Origin of the sequence: Rahnella inusitata (assembly GCF_003263515.1) — a bacterium.
GTDB classification, from domain to species: domain Bacteria; phylum Pseudomonadota; class Gammaproteobacteria; order Enterobacterales; family Enterobacteriaceae; genus Rahnella; species Rahnella inusitata.
The window spans coordinates 39,904-60,431 of record NZ_JYDE01000036.1 but is presented as its reverse complement, the minus strand read 5'-3'; the positions used below and the strand labels follow the sequence as shown (position 1 = coordinate 60,431).

The following is a 20,528-nucleotide window of genomic DNA, read 5'->3' as shown; positions in this document are numbered from 1 at the left end:
ATTCAGCCGCTTAATGTTTTGACTACAATGAGAATGCAGAAAACTCACATTTGTCTCATTTATCTGCGCAATTCGCGTAACTGAATACTGGGAATTTATGGAAGCCTATCTACAACATCTGGTCGCTCAGTCGGTGGGCTTTGCTTTAATTATTGTCGCTGTCGTCGCATTTTTCGAATCATTGGCGCTGGTCGGGCTAATCCTGCCGGGCACCGTCATGATGGCCACGCTGGGGACGTTGATCGGCAGCGGTCAGGTCGGCCTGTACGAAGCCTGGCTGGCAGCCGGACTCGGTTGCTTCCTCGGCGACTGGGCGTCCTACTTTATCGGGCGTGGATTCAAAGAACCGCTGCACCGCTGGCGCTTTCTTCAGCGCTATCAGTCCTTGCTGGATAAAACCGGTTACGCCCTCGATCGCCACAGTTTTGCCACGGTGATTTTAGGGCGCTTTATCGGGCCGACGCGCCCGCTGGTGCCGCTGGTCGCCGGTATGCTTAATCTGCCGCCGTATAAGTTTGCGCCCCCGAACATTGTCGGCTGTATCACCTGGCCGCCGGTTTATTTCCTGCCGGGGATCCTGGCTGGCGTCGCCATCGACATTCCGGCCAGCCACAACAGCGGCGTATTCAAATGGCTGCTGTTTATCAGTGTGATGCTGATTTGGCTCAGTGCCTGGCTGGCGTGGCGCTGGTTCCGCGCCGGAAAGGGCTCGCCGGACATGATGACCAAATGGTTGCCGCTGACGCGATTACGGGTTGTGTGCGTGCTGAGCGTGGTGGCGACGGTGGTCAGCATTGTGATGCTCAGCAAGCAGCCGATGATGCCAGTTTACGGCCATCTGCTGTGGAAAGTGATCACCCGCTGATTGGGCTGATGCCCAACACTTTGGCTTCCGGCGCACTGCCGTCTACCAGCGCCTGCGTCGGGCCGTCGTAGAAGATTCTGCCGTCGACGACCAGCAGCGTGCGCGGAGCAATCCGCGCCGCATCATCCAGATTGTGTGACACCATCAATAACGTCAGATTACGCTGTCCGCAAACCTTATCCAGCAGGCTCAGCATTTCACTGCGTAGTGCCGGATCGAGCGCCGAGAAAGGTTCGTCGAGCAGCAAAATCGGCTGGCTACGCAACAGACAGCGTGCCAGCGCCACCCGCTGCCGCTGGCCGCCGGAAAGCTGCGAGGGCAGACGATCTAAACACTCACTCAGCCCGACCTGTCGGGCGATCTCTTCCAAATCCTGCTTTTGCTGCGCGCTGAGTTTCAGCCCCGGATGTAAGCCCAGTCCCATGTTCTGACGCACGGTCAGATGCGAGAACAGATTGTTCTCCTGAAACAGCATTGACACCGGACGCCTGGCTGGCGGTGTCGCGCTGTGATCGTCACCGTTGAGCAAGATTTGCCCGCTCACTGGCGCGAGAAAACCGGCAACCAGGCTCAGCATGGTACTTTTCCCCGCACCGCTCGGGCCGAGGATCGCCACGCGTTCACCCGCGGCGATGCGTAAATCAAAGCGCATCGGCAGATGCTCGTACAGATAAGTCAGTTTATTCAGCGTCAGCATGGCGGCCCGGCAGTTTCTCGATCAGGGTGAATAACAGGAAGCACAGCAGCAGTAATAACAGCGCAGTTACCGCGCCGTCCTGACTGCGGTAGGAACCGATCTGCTGATACAAATAAAATGGCAGCGTGCGAAAATTCTCGTTGCCGAACAATGCGATCACGCCGAAATCCCCCAGTGACAGCACACAGGCAAACGCCAGCGCCTGAGCTATCGGGCGTTTCAGCGCACTCAGTTCCACCCGGCGCAGCCGATGCCAGCCGTGCATATCCAGCGAAAGACACAGCGGGTTGTAGCGTTCTGCGACGTCACGCATCGGGTTATCCAACACTTTCAACGCATAAGGCACCGCCATCAGCGCATTGGTGAGGATCACCAGCGGCCAGGGCGATTGTGGTAAACCGGTTGTATCACCGATCAACAGGAAAAACCCGGTCGCCAGCACGATGCCCGGCATCGCGAGGATCAACATACCGCTGAGATCCATCGCCTGCGCCCAGCCGCTAAACTTGCGCAAACGCAGTTCGCGGCTGCTCCACAGCAACATCATGGTGAGCAGTACACAAAGCAACCCGCTGCCCAGTGCAATACGTACTGACGTCCACAATGCCTGCCAGAGCGCGGCCTGTTGCAGAACGCTGACGGCGGCGCGATTCACGCCATCAAAAATCACTGCCAGCAATGGCGGCAGGATCAGCAGCAGGGCAAGGCCGATCAGTACGCCGTCGGCGAGGCGGCGCGGCAGGGAATCATCGGGATTACGCCAGCGCTGAGAGTGCGTTTGTCCGACCGGCAGCGCCTGACTGAGTTTTTGGCTCAGCAACACCAGCGCCAGACAGCAGAACAACTGGATCAGCGCCAGCGTGGCGGCGCGGCCTAAATCGTAGTCATAACTGAGCGCCTGATAGATAGCCAGTTCGATCGTGGTCGCCTGCGGGCCGCCGCCGAGAGAAAGCACGGTGGCGAAGCTGGCAAAACACAGCATGAAAATCAGGGCTGCGGCGGGGAAAATCTGGCGGCGCAGGGCAGGCCATTCGACAAAACGAAATTGCTGCCACGCATTCATGCCCAGCTGCGCGGCAAGCTGGCGCTGTTCGACAGCGATATTTTCCAGCGCCTGCAACAACAGGCGGGTGGCGAGCGGCAGATTGAAGAAGATGTGCGCCAGCAAAATGCCCTGTAAGCCATAGGGCGAAAAATGATAATCCATACCGAGCCAGCCGCACAGCTGCGCCAGCCAGCCTTGTCTGCCGTAGACGCTGAGAATGCCAAACACGGCCACCAGCACCGGCAGCACCAGCGTCATGGCGCATAAACGAAGTAGTAACTGACGGCCAGGAAAACGGCGGCGGAACAGCGCCCGCGACAGCAAAATTGCGGGCAGCACCGAGCAGAGCGCCGAAAGCAGCGCCTGCCAGAAAGTAAAACGGATTACATGCCAGAGATAGGGATCCTGCCACAGCGAGGCGCCGCTCATCTGCGGCGCGTGACGCCACAGAGAGCCTAACGCCAGCGCGGCAACCAGCAGCATCGCCAGCGATGCCACCGCGCCCGGCCACAGCCAGCGCGGGATCAACGGCTGACTGCGTTCTGCCATGCCTGGATCCATTCTGTGCGGTGAGTGGCGACGTCCTGCGCGCTGTATTGCAGGGATTTCGCCGGTACCGTTAGCTGATTAAAGGCATCGGGCAGCGGCGTGGCGATCACCGGATACATCCAGTTACCGGTCGGTATTACTTTCTGGAAACCGTCGGTAGTGACGAATTTCATAAACTGTTCAGCCAGCTTCGGTTGCTTGCTGTTCGCCAGCTGGCCCGCCACTTCCACCTGCATGTAATGACCTTCGGTGAAATTGGCCGCCGCGTAGTTATCCTTCTTCTCTTCGATGATGTGATACGCCGGAGAGGTGGTGTAACTCAGCACCAGATCGCTTTCGCCTTTGAGGAACAAACCGTAGGCCTCGCTCCAGCCTTTGGTGACGGTGACGGTTTTCTTCGCCAGCTTCTGCCATTCTTGTGGCGCTTTATCGCCATAGACTTTTTGCATCCACAGCATCAGACCCAGACCCGGCGTGCTGGTGCGCGGATCTTCGTAGATCACTTTCCAGTTCTGATCGCTGTTGATCAGTTCATCGAGACTTTTCGGCGGATTCTTCAGTTTGTTTTTGTCGTAGACGAACGCGAAATAGCCGTAGTCGTAAGGCACGAACGTACTGTTATCCCAGCCGCCGGGGACAGTCAGTTTGGCGTCGGTTTTCGGTGCTTTGGCGAAAAGCCCGGTTTGCTCCGCAGCTTGCAACAGGTTGTTATCCAGCCCAAGCACGACGTCCGCTTTGCTGTTCTTGCCTTCCATCCGCAGACGGTTGAGCAAAGACACGCCGTCTTCCAGCGCGACGTATTTCAGTTCGCAGCCGCATTGCGCTTCAAAGGCTTTTTTGATGGCAGGGCCAGGGCCCCAGTCGGCAGAGAAAGAGTCGTAGGTGTATACGGTCAGGACAGGTTTTGCAGCAAATGCAGGTGCAGAAAGTAACAGCAGGCAGGACAATAATTTTTTCAACTTTGCGCTCCAAAAAAATAAAGGGGCAAAGGATTTTGAGTGAGCAAGGCGCAGTCTCAAATCCCTCCGCCGGTATCAACCGGATCAGGTTCGACGGGTCTAAATCTCAGCCAAACTTGCTCGCGGCGTTTACATCGCTGCTTTAACAAGTTGGGCACCCCGTTGAGAACGAATGTCATTCTAGAGATTAACGGCGCGATGCGATAGTCCGATTAACTGTCGGGGGGCGCAAACCAGGCGGATTTGAAGTCAAACCACCCAAGAGTGTTCATGCGTACGCCGCGCATGCTGCGCTGGCCCTGCAACACTAACCAGTGATGGAACAGCGGATGAATATGATGGCTGGCAACCTGTTTCTGGCTCCATTCGGCCATGGAGAATTTACCCGCATGCCATAACGCAGCGTCCTCGCTCATGTCATTGCTGAAACAGTGCGCGGCCAACGGCAGCTCGAAGAATGTCGCGAACAGAGAGAATTCCAGCGGCAGGGTGAAGTTGGCGCTGCCGAGCCACAAGTCGCTTTTCGCCTCGCCGCGATGCCAGACGGCGTAATCCACAATCTGAATAATCAGCTCGATGCCTTCCGCTGCCAGCAGCGGGCGCAGTGCGTTGCAGATCGCGTGATGCTCCGAATGCTCGCTGTAAAACGTCAGCGTAATGTGCGTCAGCCCTTGCGGTTTTATCGGGCGCGCCTGCGAATCTTTATGATGCCAGCGTGGCAACAGGCCGTAGGCTGGCGACCAGTAGCGCTGGTAAATCGGTTCTGCGGCGTTAAGTAATGCAATCGGGCTGAGCAGTTCACAGAGCCATTCGCGGATTTCATCCTGCTGACCGACCGGCGAACGCTGATCGAACAGCAAGAAATAGCAGCCTTCTTCCAGACGGCTTTCCAGCTCGCTATTACCTGATTCATCCGCCTGTAACTGGACACCGGAATGGACCAGATCTTCGGTCAGCTCCGGCAGCACCCAGATATTCACTTCATCTATCAGCGCGCGAAAACCGAAATACTCGTCAAACGCGCGGATACGCAGCTGCGTTTTCTGATTGCGCACCACGGCGTAAGGACCGGTGCCGACCGGATGCCGGGCAAAGTCCGGCAGCGACTGCCACTCCTGCGGCAGGATCATGGCGTGAACATGGCCAAACAGCCACGGCAGCCAGCGGTCGGGGGTCAGCAGATGGATATCGATCACATTGGGTGTGGGTGAGGAAACTGACGAGAGATTGCTAAATAACCGGTGAGCCTGTTGCAGGCGGGTAAATGTAGCGATGATATCCGCCATCTCGAGTTCGCGGCCATGATGGAAATGGATCGCCGGACGCAGATAAAACCGCCAATGCAGCGGTGTGATTTCCTGCCAGTGATGAGCTAAATCGGCTTCAACTTCCCCTTTTTCCTCATTTATGCGCGTCAGGCCGCTGAAGATTTGCCGGGCGATATGCGTTTCAGAACGACGCAACATGGTGCCGGGCAACAGGTTAAACAGTGGGCGGTAATACAGCACGCGCAGAATATGTTTGCCCTGACGGAAGCTGCGTCCAAGTTGCGACAGCAACATCTGACGCACTTGTGTTTTATCGCCCACCAGTTGAACCAGTTGATCGACTTTATCCTGCTCAACAAGCTCTTCGGCGCGCTGCTGCTGTAGCGCCAGGCCGGTATACAGGAATGTCAGTCTGGAACGTTTGCCGCGTCCGGCTTCGGCATCCCACGCCAGCCAGCCCAGTTCCTGCATGGCGTTGAGCAATGAACGCATGTGCCGCCGTGAACAGTTCAGGATCTCGGACAGTGCCTGCAAGGTCGTTTCGGTTTCTTCGCCATGACAGGACTGCCACAACCGGATGAACTGCTGCTGCAAACGCGGTGAGGTCATAAAAGGGGAACTCCAAGGGCGATCTTCATCAATTTATCTTTCCCCATATTACTCCGATACTGTTTCTCAACGAAAGCCTGTTGTGAATACCCGGAGGTCATCATGAAACGCACGTTGAATGCCCGTTTTTATCAGCGTTATTTCTCCGCAATCAGCAGCGCTGCCATTAAACGCAACGCGGCAAAAAATCATGCTGACTGGCTGTCCTGGGTGCCGGTCGATTATCGGATGGATATTCTGTCCGGGCTGACCCAGTGGGATATGGAGTCGCTTGACGAAGAACAATACCGTCGAAGGATTTGATAGTCAGACAACAGGCTCGACCCAATTCGATTTTCTGAGTAATGGTGTAATTTCACCAGCCAGTGGGGTAACTCACTGGTTTTTTTATATCCATTTTTCAGAACCCCTCGAAACCCTTTAAAACTTAGCTACACTGGGGGTCTTGTTTGTAAGACTTTCATTTCTCAGGGACGACGTCATGCCAAAACCTCGTATTAATGCCATTTATGTCACCTTTCTGGTGGTGTCCTTGCTGTGTGGTATTGCTGGCGCATTACAGGCACCGACGCTCAGTCTGTTTCTGACCAATGAAGTGAAAGTTCGCCCGCTGTGGGTCGGCTTCTTTTATACCGTCAACGCCATCGCCGGGATTGCGATCAGTTTCCTGCTGGCGAACCGTTCTGATAACAAAGGTGACCGCCGCAAGCTGCTGATCTTTTGCTGCCTGATGGCCATCGGTAACAGTCTGGTCTTTGCGTTCAGCCGCGACTATCTGGTGCTGATCACCGTCGGCGTATTGCTGGCGGCGATCGGGAATGCCTCAATGCCGCAGCTGTTCGCACTGGCGCGTGAACATGCCGATCGCTCATCGAGCGAAGTGGTGATGTTCAGCTCAATGATGCGTGCGATGCTCTCGCTGGCGTGGGTACTCGGCCCGCCGCTTTCCTTCATGCTGGCGCTGAATTACGGATTTACGCCGATGTACCTGAGCGCCGCCGCGGTGTTTGTCGGCAGCATCCTGATGATCGTGTTCTTCCTGCCGTCGGTGCCGCGCGTCGAGCAGCCGGTGGATGAAAAAGTGGTGCCGGTCAGCGCGTGGCGCAATAAAGATGTGCGTCTTCTGTTCTTCGCCTCCCTGCTGATGTGGACCTGCAACATCATGTACGTGATTGATATGCCGCTTTACATCACCAGCGATCTGGGGTTGCCGGAAGGGCTGGCGGGCTTGCTGATGGGGACGGCGGCAGGGCTCGAAATTCCGGCGATGTTGCTGGCGGGTTATCTGGTCAAACGTACCGGTAAGCGCAAGCTGATGCTGTATGCGGTGGCCAGCGGGGTGGTTTTCTACGCCGGACTGGTTTTGTTCCAGTTCAAAGTCGCGCTGATGATCCTCCAGCTGTTTAACGCGATTTTCATCGGTATCGTGGCGGGTATCGGGATGCTCTATTTTCAGGATCTGATGCCGGGTCGTGCGGGTTCAGCGACGACGTTGTTCACCAACAGCATTTCCAGTGGCGTTATCTGCGCGGGATTATTGCAAGGCTTTATCGTCGAAAGCTTCGGGCATTATCCGGTGTACTGGGTGGCGACGGGGCTGGCGATTATCGCATTAGGCCTGATGTATAAAGTCAAAGACGTCTGAATGATATGAAAAGAAAAACCCGCGACAGTCGCGGGTTTTTTTTATGCTTTCGGGGGTGGAATCAGTTCATAAAGGCAGGCTGATTCTTCTCGTAAGCGGAGATGTTTTCTTCGTGTTGCAGCGTCAGACCGATGCTGTCCAGACCGTTAATCATGCAGTGACGGCGGAAGCTGTCGATCACAAACGGATAGCTTTTATCACCGGCTTTGACGGTCTGCGCTTCCAGATCCACTTCAAAGGTAATGCCTTCATTATCATTCACCAGCGCGAACAGCTCATCAATTTCTGCATCGCTCAGGGTGATGGGCAGTAACTGGTTGTTGAACGAGTTACCGTAAAAAATATCGGCAAAGCTTGGCGCGATCACCGCGTGGAAACCGTAGTCGGTCAGCGCCCACGGCGCATGTTCACGGGAAGAACCGCAGCCAAAGTTTTCACGCGCCAGTAAAATGCTCGCACCTTTATAGCGCGGCTTATTCAGCACGAAATCCGGGTTAGGCACCTGACCGGCGTCGTCCAGAAAACGCCAGTCGTTAAACAGGTGCTGACCGAAACCGGTACGGGTTACTTTCTGCAAAAACTGTTTCGGAATGATGGCATCGGTATCGACGTTAGCGGCATCCAGCGGAACCACCAGACCAATGTGTTGGGTAAATTTAGCCATGGTGTTTTCCTCAGTTCAGTTCACGAATATCAGCGAAACGGCCAGTCACCGCTGCCGCCGCAGCCATTGCCGGGCTGACCAGATGTGTGCGTCCGCCACGCCCTTGACGGCCTTCGAAGTTACGGTTGCTGGTGGAGGCGCAACGCTCGCCCGGTTCCAGACGATCGTTGTTCATTGCCAGACACATGGAACAGCCCGGCAGACGCCATTCGAAACCGGCTTCGATGAAGATCTTATCCAGACCTTCTTCTTCGGCCTGTGCTTTTACCGGGCCTGAGCCGGGAACCACAATTGCCTGTACGCCGGTCGCGACTTTGCGACCTTTGGCCACGGCTGCGGCTGCACGCAAATCTTCGATACGTGAGTTGGTACAGGAACCGATAAACACTTTATCGATCGCCACGTCGGTCAATTTAATGCCCGGTTGCAAATCCATATACGCCAGCGCTTTTTCAGCGGATGCGCGTTCTACCGGATCGGCAAAAGAGGAAGGATTTGGGATCGTCTGATTCACGCCCATGACCTGACCAGGGTTGGTACCCCAGGTGACCTGCGGTGCGATATCTGCCGCGTCCAGCGTCACGACACTGTCAAATTTGGCATCCGCATCGGTTGTCAGGGTTTTCCAGTACTCGACGGCGGCGTCCCAGTTTTGATCTTTCGGCGCGAACTGGCGACCTTTCAGATAAGCAAACGTGGTTTCGTCAGGCGCGACCAGACCGGCTTTGGCGCCCATTTCAATCGCCATGTTGCACAGGGTCATACGACCTTCCATGCTCAGCGCTTCGATGGCTTTACCGCAAAACTCGACAACGTGACCTGTACCGCCGGCGCTGCCGGTTTTACCGATGATCGCCAGCACGATATCTTTGGCGGTGATACCCGCAGGTGCGTCGCCGGTCACTTCGATTTTCATGGTTTTAGCGCGACCCTGTTTCAGGGTTTGCGTCGCCAGCACGTGTTCCACTTCTGATGTGCCGATACCGAAAGCCAGTGAGCCAAACGCACCGTGCGTCGCCGTATGGGAGTCACCGCAAACGATAGTCATGCCCGGCAAGGTCATGCCCTGCTCAGGTCCGATTACGTGGACGATGCCCTGGAACGGGTGATTCAGGTCATACAGCTGCACGCCGAATTCCGCGCAGTTCTTGATCAGTTCCTGCATCTGAATGCGTGCCATCTCGCCGCTCGCATTGATGTCTTTGGTTTGCGTGGATACGTTGTGGTCCATCGTGGCGAAGGTTTTGCCCGGCTGACGTACCGGACGCCCCATCGCGCGCAGGCCGTCGAACGCCTGCGGAGAGGTCACTTCGTGCACCAGATGGCGGTCTATGTACAACAGCGGCGTTTCGTTTTGCGCTTCGTAAACGACGTGCGCGTCATACAATTTTTGATACAGCGTCTTCGCCATGTTATGCCCCTTCTTTCACAAAGCGGGCAATGATATCGCCCATTTCACTGGTGCCCAGCGCCTGCTGGCCGTTAGCCAAATCACCGGTGCGGTGGCCTGCTTCCAGCGCTTTATTCACTGCCTGCTCGATGGCGTTGGCGGCTTCATCAGCCCCCAGACTGTAACGCAGTAACAGCGCGGCAGAGAGGATCTGTGCAATCGGGTTAGCGATGTTTTTACCGGCGATATCCGGTGCGGAGCCGCCTGCTGGCTCGAACAAACCAAACGCCTGCTCGTTCATGCTGGCCGAAGGCAACATGCCCATGGAACCGGTTATCATCGCGCATTCGTCTGACAGAATGTCGCCGAACAGGTTGGAGCACAGCAGCACGTCAAACTGCGACGGATCTTTAATAAGCTGCATTGTCGCGTTGTCGATGTACATGTGGCTCAGGCTGACGTCCGGGTAATCCTTCGCGATTTCGTTAACCACTTCACGCCACATTATGGACGTTTGCAATACGTTGGCTTTATCGATGGACGTCACAATGCTGCGGCGTTTGCGTGCAGATTCAAAGGCGATGCGGGCGATACGTTCGATCTCAAAGCGGTAATACACTTCGGTATCGAAGGCTTTTTCATGCTGCCCCTGGCCTTCGCGGCCTTTCGGCTGGCCGAAGTAAATACCGCCGGTCAGTTCGCGGACGCACAGAATGTCGAACCCTTTGGCGGCGATGTCGGCACGCAGCGGGCAGAACTCCTCCAGACCCTGATACAAACGGGCAGGGCGCAGGTTGCTGAACAATTTGAAGTGCTTACGCAGCGGCAGTAATGCGCCGCGCTCTGGCTGATCGTTAGGCGGCAGGTGTTCCCATTTCGGGCCGCCCACTGAGCCAAACAGGATGGCATCGGCTTGTTCGCAACCGGCAACGGTCGCTTGCGGCAACGGGCTGCCGTGTTTGTCGATAGCCGCGCCACCGACGTCATATTCGCTGGTGCTGATTTTCAGGCCAAAACGCGCACGTACTGCATCCAGAACTTTGTATGCCTGGGCCATAACTTCCGGGCCAATTCCGTCTCCGGGTAAGACGGCAATATGATGGGTCTTGCTCATGATCACACCGTTTCCTGATTATTTTGAATGTTGTTGTGTTGCTGAACTTCGTGCTGCAAACGTTGTTTTTCGATCTCAACTTGTTTGCTGCGCCAGATATTATTCAGTACGTGAACCATCGCTTTGGCGGAGGATTCCACGATGTCTGTCGCCAGACCCACGCCGTGGAAGCGGCGGCCATTAAAGGAGACGACCACGTCGACCTGACCCAGTGCATCACGTCCCTGACCTTTGGCACTCAGCTGATATTTCACCAGCTCGATTTGATAACCCGTGATGCGGTTAATCGCCTGATAGACAGCATCAACAGGGCCATTGCCGGTAGCGGCTTCAGTGATGATCTCATCGCCACAGGCCAGATTCACCGATGCGGTGGCGGTTATCTTAGAACCGGACTGCACGCTGAAGTTGTCCAGACGGTAAAACTCTGGCTCTTCCTGTTGCTTATTAATGAACACCAGCGCTTCTAAATCGTAGTCGAAAACCTGACCTTTTTTGTCAGCCAGCTTCAGGAACGCGGCATACAGATGATCCATGTTGTAATCGGATTCTTTGTAGCCCATTTCTTCCATACGATGCTTCACGGCGGCACGGCCGGAGCGGGATGTCAGGTTCAGCTGGATCTGGTTCAGACCAATAGATTCCGGGGTCATGATTTCGTAGTTTTCGCGATTTTTCAGCACGCCATCCTGATGAATACCGGACGAGTGTGCGAAGGCGTTGGAGCCGACAATCGCTTTATTGCCAGGGATCGGCATATTGGTTATCTGGCTGACAATCTGGCTGGTGCGATAGATTTCTTTGTGATTGATATTGGTGTGGACGTTCATGTAATCCGAACGGGTCCGGATCGCCATGATGACTTCTTCCAGTGCCGTATTCCCGGCACGTTCGCCTATACCGTTCAGCGTGCCTTCTACCTGACGCGCACCGGCCTGAATCGCCGCGATAGAGTTACCGACCGCCATGCCCAGATCGTCGTGGCAGTGTACGGAAATAATCGCTTTATCGATGTTTGGTACGCGCTCATACAAATTAGTAATGATCCCGCCGAACTGGACCGGCGTGGTGTAACCGACAGTATCAGGAATGTTGATGGTGGTCGCACCGGCTTTGATCGCGGCTTCGACAACGCGGCACAGATTATCCAGCGGTGTACGACCCGCATCTTCGCAGGAGAATTCGACGTCATCCGTATAGTTACGGGCGCGTTTCACCGAATGAACCGCCATCTCCAGAACCTGATCAAATGAACGCTTCAATTTGGATTCAATGTGCAGAGTCGAGGTGGCCAGGAAAACGTGGATACGGAAGGCTTCGGCAACACGTAATGCTTCGGCGGCTGCGTCAATGTCACCATCCACGCAGCGTGCCAGACCGCAAACGCGGCTGTTTTTAATCTGGCGCGCGATAGTTTGTACAGACTCGAAATCACCGGGAGAAGATACCGGGAAGCCGACTTCCATCACGTCAACGCCCATCCTTTCCAGCGCCATTGCAATTTGAATCTTCTCTTTAACACTCAGGCTGGCTTGTAACGCCTGTTCACCGTCACGCAGCGTGGTATCGAAAATAATGACTTGCTCGCTCATGGGTTTTTCCTTGTCTGCTCTATTTTTCGCGCCCTGCGGGAGATAAAAAAAAACCCGCGCATCGGCGCGGGTTTATTGTCTGTGGAAGTTGAATCAGTTCTGATTTTCGCCCACTGGCATACCGCGCAAATTTTTTGCGTTGAGTAGTAGGCCAAGGAGACGGGTAATCATGAACATGTATTTTCAGCTTCTCTTAATAGGGTAGTTAAACGGATATCGTTCAAACAGTGCTTAAAGTGATACGGGAATGTGTGTGCTATGTCAACCTTCAGAGTGTGGAAATAGCGGTAATTTTCACAAATGAAAAACAATCTCATTTAGCATAAAACACTACCTGTAAGAGGGTGTTTGGAGGAAAGGATTCCTCAGTCATTACGATGATTTTTTTGGGTCAAAACCGTAAAAAACTGGACTATAAAATATGCTGATTGAAAAATAACCTTTCTGATTCAGTTGATTAGAGATGATTTACTTCTGCTTAACTTATTATTCAATTTTTGCATGTTGTTTCGGTAATTATTTTATTGTCTTATATCATCAGTTTTTTGAAGAGAAATGAAATTTATATTTTACTTTCTGATTATTAGAAGCAGCACCTAGGTCCTTTTCGAATAATAATAATATGAAATGGCACGCGTTTTTTGTCGGCTATTATTTATTAGTCTGATATGACTGTGCCGTGTTTTGTTTAAATAAATCAATTAAAGATAATCATTATTCTTCAAGCCTGATGATCTTTAATGGGGATAACCATGTCTGATATCATTACCGAAAGCTCTGCAAAACCTGCCGAGTTTGAAACGCATCTGCGTAATGTCGATCTTAATTTATTGACTGTCTTCGATGCCGTCATGCAATTACAAAATATTACTCGTGCAGCTAATATGCTGGGCATGTCTCAGCCTGCCGTAAGTAATGCCGTGGCCCGTTTGAAAGTCATGTTCAATGATGATTTATTTGTTCGCTTCGGTCGGGGCATCCAACCGACAATGCGTGCCCGTCAGCTGTTCGGCCCTGTCCGTCAGGCACTTCAGTTGGTCATGAATGAATTGCCCGGTGCAGGTTTCGATCCCAGTATCAGCATGCGCCAGTTTAACGTCGCAATTTGTAGCCCGCTGGATAAGCGCCTGACCTCTCAGGTTCTTCACGCCGTCGATACCCTGGCCAGCAGCGTCAGTATTAAATTACAGACTATCGTTAATGATAATATTGAACATCAGCTGCGTTACCAAAATATCGAATTTATGATCAGCTACCGTAAATTTGAACGGCCTGATTTCTGTAACGAACCGTTATTTAATGATGAACTGGTGTTGGTTGCAGCACAAAATCACCCGCGTATTAGTCCTTATATGTCCGACGAGAAATACCTGCGCGAAAAACATGCTGTCATGATGATTGACCGCTTCTATTCCTTCAGTGCGCCTTATTATGATGACCCTGAGCTGCAATCTTTAATCGCCTATCAGGGAACAGATCTCTACAGCGTCATGGAAGTCGTGTCGAAAACCGATATGGTGGCGCTGGTTCCCCGCTGGTTAGCGCAGGCCAATACCGGGATCCTAAATTTATCTGTCATTCCATTACCGTGGATGAAAAATCAGCTGACCTGTTATCTGTCATGGCATGAATCATCCAGTAAAGACCGCGGCAATATGTGGATGAAATCTTTATTAAGCCAGTGCGTATTGACGCTCTGATCCCTAAACGAACATCATTTTTACTTTGGTGCGCGCTGAAGTAAATATGGCTGGTTATGATTTATTTTGAAGTTTTTTATCCTGCGTGCTTTTTCGCCTCGTTAAAGCTGCGCAGGTTTTTTTTTCCCGCTATTTACTCATTTTGAGCCGGTGTTTCGCCTCCTCCTGACTCTCTATAATTTCATTTCGCCGCGCAATATTTGTCGGTAGACTGCGTTAAATCTTTGTAACAGAGCAATACAGTTAGCCGCCTCCTGGCGAGCTGCGCTGAACGCCGGTATAGACGCTCAATGAATCCAACCTTAAATGACTACCATCTGATCGCCCGTTTTCGCCAACAGGTCGCACTTCGTGCTGACCAAACCGCCTTTCGTGAATGGTCACCCGCTGTTGAAACCTCACTGACTTGGCGTCAGTTAGGGGCGAAAGTCGATGCTTTATCGACTCTCCTTTTACGCGAGCGGGTCGAGGTTCAGGAGCGGATTGCCATCTGCGGGAACAATTCCATCGCCTGGGCAATAGCGGATTTGGCAATCTTACAACTGCGCGCGGTAACCGTGCCGATCTATGCCACCAATACCCCCGCGCAATCAGCGTATGTGCTTAACGATGCGGACATCCGCATTTTATTCGTGGTCGGCCAAAAGCAGTACGACGCAGCGATTGCGTTGCGCGAGCTCTGCCCGCAGCTAAAACACATCCTGGTGCTGGATGGTGACGTCGATTTACAGGGCGTGCAGATAGCCCTGCATGTGTCTGATATCACCGTATCGGACTCTGCGTTAGACGCCGAACGCGAAGCACGCATCAGCGCCAGCGATCTCAACGATTTGTTCACACTGATTTATACCTCCGGTACCACAGGGGAAGCCAAAGGTGTGATGCTCGACTATCGCAGCATGGCGACGCAGCTAAAGCAGCACGAAAAACGTCTGACGATTTCTGACCAGGATATCTCCCTGTGTTTCTTGCCGCTGGCGCATGTGTTCGAACGGGCGTGGAGCTTCTTTGTGATGCATTGCGGTGCGCAGAACGTCTTTCTGCGCGATACCGATTTAGTGCGGGATGCGTTACAGGCGGTGAAACCTACCGTCATGTGCGCCGTGCCGCGTTTCTATGAAAAAGTGTTCAGTGCAATCCACGATAAAGTCGCCCGCGCGGGAACAGTGAAAAAGTGGCTGTTCCACTGGGCAGTTTCGCAGGGTAAAGAGAAATTTCTGATCGAGCGCCGTGGCGAACGTTATCCCTTCTGGCTCTCACCGGCATATTTTCTGGCGGATAAGCTGGTGCTCAAAAAGCTGCGCGGCTTGCTCGGCGGCAACTTACGTTTTCTGCCAGCCGCCGGCGCGAGCCTTGATGATAATGTGATCCTGTTTTTCGAATCCCTCGGTTTGCATATCAAATACGGTTATGGTCTGACCGAAACCTGCGCCACCGTCACCTGCTGGGAAGAGAAAGATTTCCGCTTTGGCTCAGTTGGCACGGCGTTGCCGGAAATCGATGTGCGCATCGGTGACGAAAATGAAATTCAGGTACGCGGACCCACGCTGCTGCGCGGTTACTTCAATAAACCCGAAGAAACAGCGGCCAGTTTCACTGCGGATGGCTGGTTCAAAACCGGCGATGCGGGGAAGATGGATGCACAAGGCAACGTGTTTATCACCGAACGACTGAAAGATCTGATGAAAACGTCAGGCGGTAAATACATCGCGCCACAGCGGATCGAAGGCACGCTGGTCCAGGATCGCTACATTGAACAGGCCGCGGTGATAGCCGATGAGCGTCACTTTGTTTCTGCGCTGATCGTGCCGGATTTCGATGTGCTTAACATGTACGCGCAGGCGCATCATATCGATTATTTCAACCGGAGCGGTCTGGTCAAAAACGAACAGATTCTGTCACTGTTTGCTCACCAGTTACGCGAAATTCAGCACGATCTGGCAGGCTTTGAGCAGGTGAAAAAATTTGTCCTGCTGATCAAACCCTTCACCATGGAATCTGGCGAACTGACGCCGACGCTCAAGCTGCGTCGTAAGGTTATTTTCAGCCGTTATAAAAAGGAAATCGACGAGCTTTACGGCGAATAACGCCGCGTCTTTCTCTTTTTCTCAACACCGGCGAATGCCTGTTCGCCGGTTTGCTGATCATTTTTATGTCAGCATCAGACATAATTTAATCCTGTAATTTTTCCCGCCTTCCTGATATTTCTGACTGGTTGCCGTACGCAGGCAGTGTTTTGTAGCGGACGGGCGATTGATGGCAGCGCGTCGCAATAAACGAAATCTGTCATCCCTATTTTGGCGTTTGCCTGACCCAAATTCTCACGCTAAGGTACTGAGTTGAGTTAGCAACGCCAATAAGAGCAGCAGGGTTTTCATCCGCTCTGCGTAAAGGCCTAAAATTCAGTGATTTAACTTTAGATTGCTGCTTGATAGAACAGCTTGCTGAAATAAAAAGTCATCCTATAGAAGAAATAAAAAGCCTGGAGGCAAAACCATGGAGATGTTGTCAGGAGCCGAGATGGTCGTTCGATCGTTAATCGATCAGGGCGTGAAGCAGTTATTCGGTTATCCCGGCGGAGCGGTGTTGGATATCTATGATGCCCTGCACACGGTCGGCGGGATTGATCATGTGCTGGTGAGACATGAGCAGGCCGCTGTTCATATGGCTGACGGTTATGCGCGCGCCACGGGCGAAGTGGGCGTGGTGCTGGTGACGTCCGGTCCCGGTGCAACCAATGCTATCACCGGTATTGCGACAGCTTATATGGATTCCATTCCGCTGGTGGTGCTATCCGGCCAGGTACACAGTTCACTGATCGGTTATGACGCGTTCCAGGAATGCGACATGGTGGGGATCTCCCGTCCGGTGGTGAAGCACAGTTTTCTGGTAAAACGCGCGGAAGATATTCCTACCGTGCTGAAAAAAGCGTTCTATCTGGCGTCCACGGGCCGTCCGGGTCCGGTGGTGGTTGATTTGCCTAAAGACGTGGTGAATCCACAAATCAAATTGCCGTACGCTTACCCTGAGCAGGTAACGATGCGGTCGTATAACCCGACGGTGCAGGGTCATCGTGGCCAGATCAAACGCGCATTGCAGACGTTGCTGGCCGCCAAAAAACCGGTGCTGTACGTTGGCGGTGGCGCTATTAACTCTGAGTGCCACGCAGAAATTCTGGAACTGGCAGAAAAACTGAATCTGCCGGTGACCACCTCCCTGATGGGATTGGGCGCATTTCCGGGCACCCATCGTCAGAGTCTCGGTATGCTCGGCATGCATGGCACCTACGAAGCCAATATGGTGATGCACAATGCCGATCTGATTTTCGGCGTGGGCGTGCGTTTCGACGACCGTACGACCAACAATCTGGCGAAGTACTGTCCGAATGCCACGGTAATGCATATCGATATCGACCCGACGTCTATCTCAAAAACTGTCAGTGCAGACATTCCGATTGTGGGTGATGCGAAGCAGACGCTGGTTCAGATGCTGGAACTGCTGGCGCAGAGCGATGACAAACAGGAATTCGATGCGTTGCGCGACTGGTGGACAAGTATTGAAAACTGGCGTGCGCGTCAATGCCTGAGCTACGACAAAAACAGTGGCAAGATCAAACCGCAGGCCGTTATCGAAACGCTGCATCGCCTGACCCACGGCGACGCCTATGTGACGTCGGACGTAGGTCAGCATCAGATGTTTGCCGCGCTCTATTATCAGTTTGATAAGCCACGTCGCTGGATAAATTCCGGTGGTCTCGGAACGATGGGCTTCGGCCTGCCTGCCGCGCTGGGTGTGAAACTTGGTCTGCCGGACGAAACGGTCATTTGTGTCACCGGCGACGGCAGCATCCAGATGAACATTCAGGAGTTGTCGACCGCGCTGCAATACGGTTTGCCAGTCATTGTGGTCAACCTGAATAACGGTTATCTCGGTATGGTGAAACAGTGGCAGGACATGATTTACTCCGGTCGCCATTCGCAATCCTACATGGAATCGCTGCCTGACTTCGTCAAACTGGCGGAAGCCTATGGTCACGTTGGCATTGCCATTCGCACGCCGGATGAGCTGGAAAGCAAACTGATTCAGGCACTGGAACAGAAAAACCGTCTGGTATTTGTGGATATCAGCATTGATGAAACAGAACACGTTTACCCGATGCACATCCGTGGCGGTGCGATGGACGAAATGTGGTTAAGCAAAACGGAGAGGACCTGATCATGCGCCGGATTTTATCAGTATTACTGGAAAACGAATCGGGCGCGTTGTCCCGTGTAGTCGGCCTGTTCTCTCAGCGTGGCTACAACATTGAAAGCCTCACCGTTGCGCCGACCGATGATCCAACATTGTCGCGAATGACGATCCAGACCGTAGGCGATGCCAAGGTGCTTGAGCAGATCGAAAAGCAGCTGCATAAGCTTGTCGACGTGCTGCGTGTCACCGAACTGGTGCAGGGTGCTCACGTTGAGCGTGAAATCATGCTGGTCAAGGTCCAGGCCTCCGGTTATGGCCGCGAAGAGGTGAAACGTTCAACTGAAATCTTCCGCGGCCAGATTGTGGATGTGACGGCGACGCTTTACACCGTTCAGCTTGCCGGCACCAGCGACAAGCTCGACGCCTTCTTAGCCAGCATTCGTGATGTGGCTGAAATCGTCGAAGTGGCTCGCTCCGGCGTGGTCGGTGTTTCGCGCGGCGACAAGATCATGCGCTAAAGCGTAAAAAATCAGCACGATGTAAAGTTTATCTGCTCTAGGAAAGCTCAACTTTTTGGTTGGGCTTTCTTTTTTGTGGCTCAGGTGAAGCGATTCGGTAAAACACCTTGCCCGGCAGGGGCTTCTGGGGTTAGATAAAGCATTATCTTTCTTAAGGGGTTATCTCAGTGAAGCTGGATGAGATCGCGAGGTTAGCGGGCGTTTCGCGTACGACGGCCAGTTATGTGATTAACGGCAAAGCGAAGCAGTATCGTGTCAGCGATAAGACAGTCGAGAAAGTCATGGCTGTCGTGAAGGAACATAACTATCACCCGAATGCGGTGGCTGCGGGTTTACGCGCTGGCCGGACCCGTTCTATTGGTCTGGTGATCCCCGATCTGGAAAATACCAGTTATACCAAGATTGCCAATTTTCTCGAACGTCAGGCACGCCAGCGTGGCTATCAGCTGCTGATTGCCTGTTCAGAAGATCAGCCTGACAACGAAATGCGCTGTGTCGAGCATCTGCTGCAACGTCAGGTTGATGCGATCATCATTTCCACATCTTTACCGCCGGAACATCCTTTTTATCAGCGTTGGGCCAATGATGATTTCCCTATCATTGCGCTGGATCGCGCGCTCGACCCTGAGCATTTCATCAGCGTTGTCGGTGCCGATCAGGAAGATGCGTTGATGCTGGCACAGGAATTACGGACGTTCCCTGCTGAATCGGTATTGTATCTCGGTGCATTGCCGGAATTATCGGTCAGCTTCCTGCGCGAGCAGGGCTTCCGTGAGGCCTGGGCTGAAGATTCACGTCAGCCGCAGTATCTTTATGCCAATGCGTATGACCGCGAATCCGCGGCGGTAGTGTTTGCCCAGTGGCTGAAACACAATCCCATGCCGCAGGCGCTTTTCACCACCTCGTTCCAGTTGTTGCAGGGCGTCATGGACGTCACGCTGAAAACGGAAGGGCGTTTGCCTGTCGATCTGGTGATTGCCACCTTCGGGGATAACGAACTTCTCGACTTCCTTGAGTGTCCGGTTCTGGCGGTCGCACAGCGTCATCGTGACGTTGCCGAACGCGTGCTGGAGCTGGTACTGGCGTGCCTGGATGAACCGAAAAAACCAAAAGCAGGCCTGACCCGTATTCGCCGCAACCTCTTCCGTCGTGGCAGGTTGAGCCGCAAGTAATCCTGACGGGTATTCAATTGAATGCCCGTGATTCCCACGCACAAACACGCTTTTCTTTCCTCTTTTGCCTAATTGCTCATTCTGCTCACAAACACGAAAAAAATCACCATGCGGTGAAAGTGGTTATTTTCGGAGCATTCCCAGAGCGCTGAATTATTAAGAAATGTTTTCGCCTTTCAGTTGCCGATATAAATCTGTTTATTGATATCTAAAATACGTTAATGCTGCCTGCAAAAGTGCTGTAGAATTCCCCGCTTAATTTCTCCGGGTCTGCGGCTGTTTCGCGACTCGTGGTTTTTAAACACCCTGAAAGGCTTGTGCCATGCGGGCTGGCTCGCAAAATGATGATGATTTAGCCGTGATAGCCAAAAAAAAATCGGAAATGATTTTTCTTATGGCAAAAAGAACAAGAAACGAGAGTCAGATAACAGAAGAATATAAATAGTTAAATAATATTCAGTTTGGTTTTTTTTTAAACGAAATTATTAACCCTCCGAAATTTCTTCAACTAATCATGACGTTATTTTCTATTTCACCTCTAAAATACCTC

At 53.0% G+C, this 20,528-nt stretch carries 16 protein-coding genes and 1 riboswitch; of the genes, 8 read left to right on the top strand and 8 right to left on the bottom strand.

Annotated elements, in window-relative coordinates; translation table 11 throughout:
* The first annotated feature begins 97 nt into the window (after nt 1-97).
* Nucleotides 98-865, top strand: coding sequence for a DedA family protein (locus TU92_RS19000; RefSeq protein WP_112168732.1), 768 nt, complete (start codon nt 98-100; stop codon nt 863-865).
* Here TU92_RS19000 and thiQ read toward each other — a convergent pair.
* The 4 genes from thiQ to sgrR form a co-directional block, all read right to left on the bottom strand.
* Nucleotides 855-1,562, bottom strand: a complete 708-nt coding sequence (thiQ, locus tag TU92_RS18995; RefSeq protein ID WP_112168739.1) for a thiamine ABC transporter ATP-binding protein ThiQ — start codon at nt 1,560-1,562, stop codon at nt 855-857. The two genes, TU92_RS19000 and thiQ, sit on opposite strands and share 11 nt — an antisense overlap.
* The gene (gene thiP, locus TU92_RS18990; RefSeq protein ID WP_112168731.1) at nt 1,546-3,156 is read right to left on the bottom strand and encodes a thiamine/thiamine pyrophosphate ABC transporter permease ThiP; all 1,611 of its coding nucleotides are present in this window, start codon (nt 3,154-3,156) and stop codon (nt 1,546-1,548) included. The genes thiQ and thiP overlap by 17 nt, the downstream gene beginning before the upstream one ends.
* Nucleotides 3,132-4,115, bottom strand: coding sequence for a thiamine ABC transporter substrate binding subunit (gene thiB, locus TU92_RS18985; RefSeq protein ID WP_112168730.1), 984 nt, complete (start codon nt 4,113-4,115; stop codon nt 3,132-3,134). The genes thiP and thiB overlap by 25 nt, the downstream gene beginning before the upstream one ends.
* 43 nt (nt 4,116-4,158) lie before the next feature.
* A riboswitch (TPP riboswitch) is annotated at nt 4,159-4,287 on the bottom strand.
* 40 nt (nt 4,288-4,327) lie between these two features.
* Complete coding sequence (sgrR, locus tag TU92_RS18980; RefSeq protein ID WP_112168729.1) at nt 4,328-5,992, bottom strand: HTH-type transcriptional regulator SgrR; 1,665 nt, start codon at nt 5,990-5,992, stop codon at nt 4,328-4,330.
* Nucleotides 5,993-6,094: 102 nt separating this feature from the next.
* Here sgrR and sgrT point away from each other — a divergent pair, with 102 nt between their 5' ends.
* Together sgrT and TU92_RS18970 are read left to right on the top strand one after the other, a co-directional pair.
* On the top strand, nt 6,095-6,295 hold the full coding sequence (sgrT, locus tag TU92_RS18975; protein WP_112168728.1) for a glucose uptake inhibitor SgrT: 201 nt from the start codon (nt 6,095-6,097) through the stop codon (nt 6,293-6,295).
* 178 nt (nt 6,296-6,473) lie between these two features.
* Entirely contained in the window at nt 6,474-7,637 is a 1,164-nt protein-coding gene (locus tag TU92_RS18970; protein ID WP_112168727.1) for an MFS transporter, read from the top strand.
* A 61-nt stretch (nt 7,638-7,698) separates the two neighbouring features.
* Here the strand turns inward: TU92_RS18970 and leuD are convergent, their stop codons facing one another.
* From leuD to leuA, 4 genes are read right to left on the bottom strand one after another with little or no spacing between them, the layout of a single operon-like run.
* Entirely contained in the window at nt 7,699-8,301 is a 603-nt protein-coding gene (gene leuD, locus TU92_RS18965) for a 3-isopropylmalate dehydratase small subunit (RefSeq protein WP_112168726.1), read from the bottom strand.
* 10 nt (nt 8,302-8,311) lie between these two features.
* The gene (gene leuC, locus TU92_RS18960; protein WP_112168725.1) at nt 8,312-9,712 is read right to left on the bottom strand and encodes a 3-isopropylmalate dehydratase large subunit; all 1,401 of its coding nucleotides are present in this window, start codon (nt 9,710-9,712) and stop codon (nt 8,312-8,314) included.
* A gap of 1 nt (nt 9,713) precedes the next feature.
* A complete protein-coding gene (gene leuB, locus TU92_RS18955) occupies nt 9,714-10,805 on the bottom strand; it encodes a 3-isopropylmalate dehydrogenase (protein WP_112168724.1) in 1,092 nt (363 codons plus the stop codon).
* Between the two features lie 2 nt (nt 10,806-10,807).
* On the bottom strand, nt 10,808-12,397 hold the full coding sequence (leuA, locus tag TU92_RS18950; RefSeq protein ID WP_112168723.1) for a 2-isopropylmalate synthase: 1,590 nt from the start codon (nt 12,395-12,397) through the stop codon (nt 10,808-10,810).
* A 752-nt stretch (nt 12,398-13,149) separates the two neighbouring features.
* On the opposite strand from leuA, the gene leuO reads away from it, so the two are divergent.
* From leuO to cra, 5 genes are all read left to right on the top strand, one after another.
* Entirely contained in the window at nt 13,150-14,097 is a 948-nt protein-coding gene (gene leuO, locus TU92_RS18940) for a transcriptional regulator LeuO (RefSeq protein ID WP_112168721.1), read from the top strand.
* 290 nt (nt 14,098-14,387) lie between these two features.
* Nucleotides 14,388-16,184, top strand: coding sequence for an AMP-dependent synthetase/ligase (locus tag TU92_RS18935; RefSeq protein WP_112168720.1), 1,797 nt, complete (start codon nt 14,388-14,390; stop codon nt 16,182-16,184).
* Nucleotides 16,185-16,593: 409 nt separating this feature from the next.
* Complete coding sequence (gene ilvI / locus TU92_RS18930; RefSeq protein WP_112168719.1) at nt 16,594-18,312, top strand: acetolactate synthase 3 large subunit; 1,719 nt, start codon at nt 16,594-16,596, stop codon at nt 18,310-18,312.
* Between the two features lie 2 nt (nt 18,313-18,314).
* Nucleotides 18,315-18,806 (top strand): acetolactate synthase small subunit, encoded by a 492-nt coding sequence (gene ilvN / locus TU92_RS18925; RefSeq protein WP_013577020.1) that lies wholly within the window; start codon nt 18,315-18,317, stop codon nt 18,804-18,806.
* Between the two features lie 167 nt (nt 18,807-18,973).
* A complete protein-coding gene (gene cra / locus TU92_RS18920) occupies nt 18,974-19,978 on the top strand; it encodes a catabolite repressor/activator (RefSeq protein WP_112168718.1) in 1,005 nt (334 codons plus the stop codon).
* The last annotated feature ends 550 nt before the right edge of the window (nt 19,979-20,528 follow it).

Coding starts and splice junctions, on each gene's coding strand:
- TU92_RS18935 (WP_112168720.1), top strand. CDS start 14,388: ATGAATCCAACCTTAAATGACTACCATCTGATCGCCCGTTTTCGCCAA.
- leuB (WP_112168724.1), bottom strand. CDS start 10,805: ATGAGCAAGACCCATCATATTGCCGTCTTACCCGGAGACGGAATTGGC.
- ilvN (WP_013577020.1), top strand. CDS start 18,315: ATGCGCCGGATTTTATCAGTATTACTGGAAAACGAATCGGGCGCGTTG.
- leuO (WP_112168721.1), top strand. CDS start 13,150: ATGTCTGATATCATTACCGAAAGCTCTGCAAAACCTGCCGAGTTTGAA.
- thiQ (WP_112168739.1), bottom strand. CDS start 1,562: ATGCTGACGCTGAATAAACTGACTTATCTGTACGAGCATCTGCCGATG.
- leuC (WP_112168725.1), bottom strand. CDS start 9,712: ATGGCGAAGACGCTGTATCAAAAATTGTATGACGCGCACGTCGTTTAC.
- leuD (WP_112168726.1), bottom strand. CDS start 8,301: ATGGCTAAATTTACCCAACACATTGGTCTGGTGGTTCCGCTGGATGCC.
- sgrT (WP_112168728.1), top strand. CDS start 6,095: ATGAAACGCACGTTGAATGCCCGTTTTTATCAGCGTTATTTCTCCGCA.
- TU92_RS18970 (WP_112168727.1), top strand. CDS start 6,474: ATGCCAAAACCTCGTATTAATGCCATTTATGTCACCTTTCTGGTGGTG.
- leuA (WP_112168723.1), bottom strand. CDS start 12,397: ATGAGCGAGCAAGTCATTATTTTCGATACCACGCTGCGTGACGGTGAA.
- thiP (WP_112168731.1), bottom strand. CDS start 3,156: ATGGCAGAACGCAGTCAGCCGTTGATCCCGCGCTGGCTGTGGCCGGGC.
- ilvI (WP_112168719.1), top strand. CDS start 16,594: ATGGAGATGTTGTCAGGAGCCGAGATGGTCGTTCGATCGTTAATCGAT.
- sgrR (WP_112168729.1), bottom strand. CDS start 5,992: ATGACCTCACCGCGTTTGCAGCAGCAGTTCATCCGGTTGTGGCAGTCC.
- TU92_RS19000 (WP_112168732.1), top strand. CDS start 98: ATGGAAGCCTATCTACAACATCTGGTCGCTCAGTCGGTGGGCTTTGCT.